Source organism: Streptomyces flavofungini (assembly GCF_041028215.1).
GTDB lineage: Bacteria > Actinomycetota > Actinomycetes > Streptomycetales > Streptomycetaceae > Streptomyces > Streptomyces flavofungini_B.
Genome location: NZ_JASKYR010000408.1, coordinates 1 through 7127, shown reverse-complemented (window position 1 = coordinate 7127; position 7127 = coordinate 1). Strand labels below are relative to the sequence as shown.

8 protein-coding genes are annotated in these 7127 nt (G+C 72.6%); 2 read left to right on the top strand and 6 right to left on the bottom strand.

Annotated features, from left to right (window positions below):
- The 4 genes from AB8Z36_RS25240 to AB8Z36_RS25225 all read right to left on the bottom strand — a co-directional run.
- The coding region (locus AB8Z36_RS25240; RefSeq protein WP_369215668.1) for an antibiotic biosynthesis monooxygenase family protein at positions 1-334 on the bottom strand (334 nt) is incomplete at its 3' end.
- 59 nt (positions 335-393) lie between these two features.
- Complete coding sequence (locus tag AB8Z36_RS25235) at positions 394-1278, bottom strand: hypothetical protein (protein WP_369215667.1); 885 nt, start codon at positions 1276-1278, stop codon at positions 394-396.
- A gap of 156 nt (positions 1279-1434) precedes the next feature.
- The gene (locus AB8Z36_RS25230; protein WP_369215666.1) at positions 1435-1911 is read right to left on the bottom strand and encodes a hypothetical protein; all 477 of its coding nucleotides are present in this window, start codon (positions 1909-1911) and stop codon (positions 1435-1437) included.
- Positions 1904-2554, bottom strand: a complete 651-nt coding sequence (locus AB8Z36_RS25225; protein WP_369215665.1) for a hypothetical protein — start codon at positions 2552-2554, stop codon at positions 1904-1906. The genes AB8Z36_RS25230 and AB8Z36_RS25225 overlap by 8 nt, the downstream gene beginning before the upstream one ends.
- Before the next feature lie 273 nt (positions 2555-2827).
- Here AB8Z36_RS25225 and AB8Z36_RS25220 point away from each other — a divergent pair, with 273 nt between their 5' ends.
- Positions 2828-3220 carry a hypothetical protein gene (locus AB8Z36_RS25220; protein WP_369215664.1) on the top strand — a complete coding sequence of 131 codons (393 nt, stop codon included), beginning with the start codon at positions 2828-2830 and terminating at the stop codon, positions 3218-3220.
- 43 nt (positions 3221-3263) lie between these two features.
- On the opposite strand, the gene AB8Z36_RS25215 is transcribed toward AB8Z36_RS25220, so the two are convergent.
- Both AB8Z36_RS25215 and proP read right to left on the bottom strand, forming a co-directional pair.
- On the bottom strand, positions 3264-3959 hold the full coding sequence (locus tag AB8Z36_RS25215) for an O-methyltransferase (protein ID WP_369215663.1): 696 nt from the start codon (positions 3957-3959) through the stop codon (positions 3264-3266).
- Positions 3960-4100: 141 nt separating this feature from the next.
- Positions 4101-5630, bottom strand: coding sequence for a glycine betaine/L-proline transporter ProP (proP, locus tag AB8Z36_RS25210; RefSeq protein WP_440581990.1), 1530 nt, complete (start codon positions 5628-5630; stop codon positions 4101-4103).
- Positions 5631-5942: 312 nt separating this feature from the next.
- Here proP and AB8Z36_RS25205 point away from each other — a divergent pair.
- Positions 5943-7127 (top strand): glycosyltransferase family 87 protein (locus AB8Z36_RS25205; protein WP_369215661.1); only part of this gene is annotated, 1185 nt, incomplete at its 3' end.

Sequence of the window (7127 nt, the reverse complement as noted above, 5' to 3'; positions counted from 1 at the left end):
TCTTGGGCGCGGCCTGCTGGACGACCTCGAAGCTCCACACGGTGGACCCCGAAGCGGCGGGCTTCGGCCGCTCACCGCCGCCTTCGCCACCGCCTTGACCGCCGCCCTGGTGCGCGGCCTTCATGGGGCCCTCCATCCACGCCTGGAAGGAGGCCTCGTCGCGCCAGCGGGTGTAGACGAGGTACTGGTCGGTGCCTTCGACCGGGCGGAGCAGCTCGAACCACTCGAAGCCGTCGGAGTTCTCCACCGAGCCCGCGCGGGAGGCGAAGCGCTTCTCCAGGACTTCACGCTGCTCGTCGGGGACGGTGAGGGCGTTGATCTTCACGATGCTCATGCCGTCCATCCTGCCGCAAGGCACCGCGGGCGGGTGCGGCGCGGTCGGTGCGGCGCGGGTCAGTCCCTGGCGGTCCACTGCGGGGACGGTGTGGGGCCCGGGAGGGCGGTGATCGCGGCGCCGCGGGACCAGTCGCGGTACGTCACGCTGAAGTCGTCCGTGGCGGAACCGCTCCTCGGCACCGCCGTCCTGAGGGACTTCGGCAGGTTCCGCGCCGTCACCGTCAGGGTGAAGCGGACCGTGCCGTCGGGGCGGGCGGTCTCGTACGGGGCGTAGAAGCGGCCGATGGAGGGGTCGTCGGCGAGTGCGCTCAGCGGGGCGCCTCCGGTGAGGGTGCGGGTCGTGCCCGAGCGCCGGGTGCGCAGGTCGGGGGCGTGGTCCAGGAGCGCGACCAGGTGGGCGGGCTGGGCCAGCCACCGGGTCTCCAGGGCGTTGCGCACCGCCACGTCGTCCCGCGCCGCCGCGTACGCGTCCGGCTCGGTGCGGTACGCGCCGTCCCGGCCGAGCTCGGGGTCCGTCATCTCCTCGGCGGGGGTGATCGCCGCGCGCTCGCCGATCAGGACGATCTCCGGCGGGTACCAGCCGTGGCCCTCGCCCATGTCGTACAGGACGTGCGTCGCCGCCCGCGCGGTGGTCGCGTCGACCAGGTCCAGGCGGGCCTGGCCGGTGAAGAAGTCCTCGTCGCCGCTTTCGCGGGCGTAGACAGAGACGCCCACCCTGCGCTGGGCCAGCATCGCCGAGCGGATCGCTCCGGCCGCCGGACCGGCCTCGGGGGAGGCTGTGGACGACGGGCGGGGACGTCCTTCGGCGGGTGCGTCGTCCGGCCACAGTCCGTGCGCGGCGAAGCCGCCGGCCACTCCGGCCAGCAGGCCGATCGCCACGGCCACCGCCAGCGCGTTGCGCCGCGACCGGTGGCGTCTCCGCGGGATCTCTCCTTCGGACATGGGCCAGCCCCCTTCACACCGCACGAGGAGTCCACCGTAGGGCCGTGGCAGGGGAGTTCACGGCGCTTTGCCGCAACGCGGTGCGCGGACACCGGTCGGGGGCGCCGGGGCGGTTCGCCCCGACGCCCCCGAGGTGTTCCTGGGGCCGGTCCGGTCTCAGATCCGCAGCAGGCGCTCGGCCGTCTCGCGGTAGTCGCGCAGGGCCAGGCGGAGCTGTTCGGTGTCCGTGGTCGCCGCCTCGGCGTGACCGCCCTCGGTGGGCAGCGCGTCGCCCGGGGCCACGCCCGCGGCTCCGCCGTGGCCGGGGGCCGCGGTCTCGCCGGGGGCGAGCCCGACGGCCGGGGTGCCGCCCGGTGCGACGCCGGTCCCCGAGGCCTCGCCGGGTACGGCGCCGGGGGCGATGCCCGGCGACGGGGCTTCCGTGCCCCGGGCCGGGGTGGCCTGCCAGGACGTACGCAGGGTGCGGCGGCGTTCCGCCAGGGTGTCCGTGAGGCGGGCGATCGCGTCCTCCAGGACGCTGTCGACCTCCTCGACCGCGCCGCGCGGGGCGTCCACGAAGCCGTTGACGGCGTTCTGGAGACGCAGGGTCAGCTTGTCGCGCTCCTCGGACGGGAACAGAGTGGTGTCAGCCATGCTGCACTCCCCTTCGGGTGATGCCGGTCGAGCGCTTCTCGGTCAGGTGCTTGCCGGTGCGTGCGGTGGAGTGGCCGTGGTCGTCGCCCTCCGCCATCAGGGCCTCGAAGAGCGTCCGCGCCTCGACCATGGCGGCGCGCAGTTCCTCGGTGTCGGCCGCGCTCTGTTCGGTGGCCGAGGTGTCGAGCGTCGCGCGGTGCACCCTGCGGTAGCCGTGGACGTGGTGGGCGTGGTGCACCGACAGTGCGTCGAGCTGGTCCTCGTAGTGGCCGCTGTCGGGGAAGCCGCGGGCGCCCGCCAGCTCCGCGATGAGGTGGTCCGCCTCGGCCACGGCCTGCCGCGGGGAGTCGACGAAGCGCTCCTGGGCGAGGTTCCAGCGGGCGGTGAACTGCTCGCGTGCCGCGGGCTCCAACGGCCGTGCCCGCAGGTGGCCGTGGCGCTTCACGCGGTCACCGAGGTCGCGCTCGGCCGCTTTGGTGTCGCCGTCGTGGCGGGCGACCGCGTGGTCGTACTCGGGGCCGAACCGCCGCTTCAGGCTCTGCCCGCCGCCCGCACGCAGCCGCCCGCGGTTCAGCACGGCGAGCACGGCGGCGGCGATGACGACGACGACCGCGATCAGAACAATGATCATGACTGAGGACATGTGTTGGGTGCCTTCCCGGGGGGTGGGCCTTGAGGCGCCGTGGCGTTATCGGCGTACTGCCCCGACGACTGTCCTCCAGACGAGTTGCCCGGAAGTCGGCCGTCAAACGGCCCCCCGGCGAAGGCGCCCGGACGCAGCGGCCCCGGCGGGGGATTCCGGGACACCCCCCGTCCCGGGAAGGCCGTGCGCCCACCCGTGGACGCGACCTAAAATGCGGCAGCGCGAGAGAGCCGGGCGTGCTCTCACCGCACCGAGTCGAAGGAGCGTAGTGACGTGCTTGAGCTGACGATGGCCTCGGTCTCCGGGGCGGACGCGGGCGCGACCGCGGGCATGCTCATGGCCGACGCGCCGAGCGAGCCGGGTGCGGTGCTGCGCGTGGGGCGGGACGGCAGCGTCTGCCGTCTGGTGACGCCCGACGACTGGCTGTTCGTGTCCCGCACGCATCTGGAGTTCCGCTGCGGCCCCGACGGGGGCTGGTCCGTGACCTGGGTGCGCGGCTCCAGCCCGGACCCCGCCTCGGAGGTCCGGGTCGTCTCCGGCGGCGCGGCGCGGCCCCTCGCCTACGGAGGAGTGGCGCCGCTCGGCCGGGGCGCCTCGGGAGAGGTCGTCATCCAGGACAGATCGGGGCCGCGCAGCGTGAACGTCGGCTACTTCCACGAGAGTTGAGGGCTCCGGCGGACGCGGAGCCCGCTCGCCCCGCCTGGGGATGTCAGGCCAGTACGCGGGCGATCGCGAAGCCGTCGTAGCCCTTGGAGCCCACCGTCTGCACGGCGGTGCCGCTCAACTTCGGGTGCTGCGCGAAGAGTTCGAGCGCGCTCCGGGTGCCGCGCACGCTCGCGTCGGTGCTCGCGGCGTCGGTGACGGCGCCGCTCCGTACGACGTTGTCGAGGACGATGAGGCTGCCGGGGCGGGTGAGCTTGACCGCCCACTCCACGTAGTGCGCGTTGTTGGCCTTGTCGGCGTCGATGAAGACGAAGTCGAACGGGGCGGGGGCGTCCGCGCCTTCGGTGCCCTCGGTGTGTTCGGCGCCGATCTGGGCGAGCGAGTCGAGGGCGGGGCCCACCCGGATGTCGACGACCTTGTCCAGACCGGCGCGGGCGATGTTGGCGCGGGCCACGTCGGCGTGCGCGGGGGCGTACTCCAGGGTGACGAGGTCGCCGCCCTCCGGCAGGGCGCGGGCCAGCCAGATCGTGCTGTAGCCGCCGAGCGTGCCGATCTCCAGGATGCGGCGCGCGCCCTGGACCTGGGCGAGGAGCTGGAGCAGCTTGCCCTGGTTCGGGGCCACGTTGATGTGGGGCAGACCGGCCGCGTCGCTGTCGCGCAGTGCGGCGGAGAGCGCCTCGTCGGCGGGGGCGAGCAGGTCGGTGAAGTAGTCGTCGACGGCGTTCCACTGCTGCTGGCTCATGTGGGTGTTCGATCCCTTCGACTGCCTAGTTAGTTTCGCTAAGGAGCCTACTCGGGCCGGGGGCCGTTGTCTGGTGGTTCGCGTACTGAGGCGGGTACGCCGGGCGGGCCTGGCCTCGTCGCACGCCCGAGGTGTGCGGGGTCAGCCTTCCACCGCCGGGGGTGAGCCGGGGAGCGGCTTGCCGGCCGACTCCGTCATGTACCAGACCGCGATGCCGCCCACCACGGCCGCCGCCATCATGTAGTACGCGGGCATCATCTTGTCGCCCGTCGCGCCGATCAGGGCCGTCACGATCAGCGGGGTCGTGCCGCCGAAGACCGAGACGGAGATGTTGAAGCCGATCGAGAGCGAGCCGTAGCGGACCTTCGTCGGGAAGAGGGCGGGGAGGGTCGACGGCATCGAGGCCGTGAAGCAGACCAGGAGCAGGCCGAGGGAGGCGAGACCGAGGCCGATCGCCCAGAGCGAGCCGTTGCGGATCAGGAGCAGGGCGGGGACCGACAGGGCGAGGAAGCCCGCGCAGCCTGCCGCGATCACCGGACGGCGGCCCACCCGGTCGGTCAGCGCGCCGACGAACGGCTGGGCGCACATCATCAGGGCCATCACCGCCAGGATGACGAGCAGGCCGTGGGTCTCGTCGTACTTGAGCTCGCTGGTGAGGTAGCTGGGCATGTACGAGAGCAGCATGTAGTCCGTGACGTTGAAGACCAGGACCAGGCCCATGCACAGGAGCAGCGCCTTCCACTGTCCGGCGACCATGTCGCGCAGCCGGACCTTCGCGCGGGTCTGCTCGTCCTTGTGGGCCTTCTCCAGCTCGGCGGCGAACGCCGGGGTCTCCTCCAGGCGCATCCGCAGGTAGAGGCCGATCAGACCCATCGGGCCCGCGATGAGGAACGGGATGCGCCAGCCCCAGGAGAGGAGGTCGTCGGTGGAGAGAAGCGCGGTCATGAGGGTGACCAGGCCCGCGCCGCCGATGTAGCCCGCCAGGGTGCCGAACTCCAGCCAGCTGCCGAGGAAGCCCCGCTTCTTGTCGGGGGAGTACTCCGCGATGAAGGTCGAGGCGCCCGCGTACTCGCCGCCCGTGGAGAAGCCCTGCACGAGGCGGGCGAGGAGGAGCAGCACCGGCGCGCCCACGCCGATCGACGCGTACGACGGGATCAGGCCGATCGCGAACGTGCCCGCGGCCATCATGATCATGGTCAGCGCGAGCACCTTCTGGCGGCCCACGCGGTCGCCGAGCGGGCCGAAGACCATGCCGCCGAGCGGCCGGATCAGAAAGGCCGCGGCGAAGGCGCCGAAGGTGGAGAGGAGCTGGGCCGTCGGATTCCCCGAGGGGAAGAAGACCTTGCCGAGCGTCACGGCGATATAGCTGTAGACGCCGAAGTCGAACCACTCCATCGCGTTGCCGAGGGCCGCCGCCTTCACCGCGCGCCGGACCATCGCCGGGTCGGTCACGGTGACGCCTGCCGTGGCGTCCGGTGCCGCTGGGTCCGCGGGCCCGGGGACGGGCCCGGGTGCGGGCTGCTCGGGCTTGCGGAGGGCGATGGAGGTGGCGCTCGCCAAGGGTTCGCTCGCCTGCTTTCGGTCGACGACAGAGACGGGGCCGCCCGAGGAAACCGGGGCGGCCCGAAATCGACCATAGGTGCATCGGCCATCATCACGTTCGGTGGCCATTTCGCCGCTTAGCGCACCGAAAGTGCTCCTATGCAGGTCAAACGGCCTTGCTTTCGATGGTGCAAACGGGCTGTCTCTGTGATCTATGTCGCGGGGCGGGACGGGAACCGCTGCTCAGGGAGCACATGTTCTTTTTGTGATCAACGGTCACCGACTGTCGCGTAAGTGGGGGTCCGGCGCGTTTTGGCTGGGCGATCTGCCCCGAAAGCCGATAGAAAGCGGGGGGTGGCTGCCAGGCGAACGGGCGGTTGCGCGCGTCTCAGGAGGCAGAGCCGATAGCGGGACGAATCCGGACGGGAGGGCCGTCGGGGCGTGGCGAATGTCGAGCACAGCGGACCGGGCGATGCCCTGGGAGCCGGGCGGAGCGGCGGCCCCGGGGCGCGGATCGGGGCGGCGCGCGCCGTTCTGTGGCTGATCGCGGCGGTTCTGGCGGTCCGGCAGGTGGCCGCCGTCCTGAGCACCCCCAGAGGGGAGCGCCTCACCGATCTGGAGACCTGGATCGGGCCGGAGGGCGTCCTGCACGTCAAGGGCTCCCTCTACGACGCCGACCGGTTCACCGGCACGCCGTTCGCCGGTCTTGTGCTCAAGCCGCTGGCCCGCTCCGGGGAACAGGCGCTCGGCTGGGGGTGGACCTTCGGCACGCTCGGCCTGGTCGTCGCCCTGGGCCTGGTGGCCGCCCGCGCCCTGCCGCAGCCGGTCTCCCGGCGCACCTCCCTGCTGGCCGCGCCCGTCGCGATCAGCCTGCTCATCCTCTCCCTCCCGGTCCGCAACACCCTCCACCTCGGACAGACCAGCATTCTGCCGGTCCTCCTGGTGCTGCTCGGACTCTTCGCCGTACGCGGCGAACGCACCAGCGGCGTCCTGATCGGCGTCGGCGCGGCGCTCCAGCCGACCATGCTGCTCTTCGCCGTCCTCCTGTGGTGCACGGGGCGCCGACACGCCGCCACCTCCGCCGCCGCGGGCTTCGCCGCCTGCACGGCGCTCGCCTGGGCGGCCATGCCGCACGACTCCTGGACCTACTGGATCCACCACCTGGCGGGCGCGGGCCTGGGCGCAAGCCCGGACGCCACCGCCAACCAGTCACTGCACGGCATGCTGCTCCGCCTTGGCCTCGCGGGTCCGGCGGAGATCGCCCTGTTCCTGCTGCTCGGCACGGCCGTCGCCGTCCTTGGCCTGCGCCGCGCGGTGCGCTACGCCCGGGACGGGCAGCTGCTGCTCGCCGTCGCGGTCACCGGCTGCGTCGTGGTGGTGGTGTCGCCGACGACCTGGCAGCACCAGCTGCTGTGGGTGCTCTTCGCGGTGGTCGGACGGGTCGGCCGACGCCAGTGCGACCGTCTCATGTGGCCGGTCGCGGTCATCCTGGTCTCGACGCTGCCCGCCACGATGATGCTGCCGAACATCCCGGTCACCGAGCCCGTCCGGGACAACATCGTCCTCATCGCGGCGCTCGCCGCCGCCACCGCCGTCCCCTTCCTGTCCCGCACCCACCCGCAGTAC

Bases quoted from the DNA above. Each gene is read 5' to 3' on its own strand.
- AB8Z36_RS25215 (WP_369215663.1), bottom strand. From the start codon at position 3,959: ATGAGCCAGCAGCAGTGGAACGCCGTCGACGACTACTTCACCGACCTG.
- AB8Z36_RS25225 (WP_369215665.1), bottom strand. From the start codon at position 2,554: ATGTCCTCAGTCATGATCATTGTTCTGATCGCGGTCGTCGTCGTCATC.
- proP (WP_440581990.1), bottom strand. From the start codon at position 5,630: ATGGCCACCGAACGTGATGATGGCCGATGCACCTATGGTCGATTTCGG.
- AB8Z36_RS25235 (WP_369215667.1), bottom strand. From the start codon at position 1,278: ATGTCCGAAGGAGAGATCCCGCGGAGACGCCACCGGTCGCGGCGCAAC.
- AB8Z36_RS25230 (WP_369215666.1), bottom strand. From the start codon at position 1,911: ATGGCTGACACCACTCTGTTCCCGTCCGAGGAGCGCGACAAGCTGACC.